General features: G+C 70.1%; 1 pseudogene. It reads left to right on the top strand.

From position 1 onward, the window contains the following. Window positions 1-251 (top strand): annotated as a pseudogene (locus IB242_RS20315) (transposase); the annotation flags it as partial.

Genomic DNA, 251 nt, shown 5'->3' with positions numbered 1-251 from the left:
CGCCGCGCGACGTGCGGCCTTATGTCCGCGGGAACAAAACCGACCGTGCCGATGCCGCCGGGCTGGTGGAGGCTGCCCGCTGTCCGCAGATCAGCGAGGTGCCGGTCAAGACGCCGCGCCAACAGGGCTGCAGGCGCTGCATCGCGTGCGTGAGCAACTCAAGGCGCAGCGCACGGCCACGATCAACCTCGTGCGCGGCCTGCTGCGCGAGTACGGAATCGTCATCCCCGCTGGTATTGCGCGGGTGGCGC

Source organism: Xanthomonas sp. XNM01 (genome assembly GCF_014851915.1).
Taxonomy (GTDB): domain Bacteria; phylum Pseudomonadota; class Gammaproteobacteria; order Xanthomonadales; family Xanthomonadaceae; genus Pseudoxanthomonas.
Note: the sequence above shows the minus strand (reverse complement) of the source record. Positions and strands in the feature narration are given on the sequence as shown.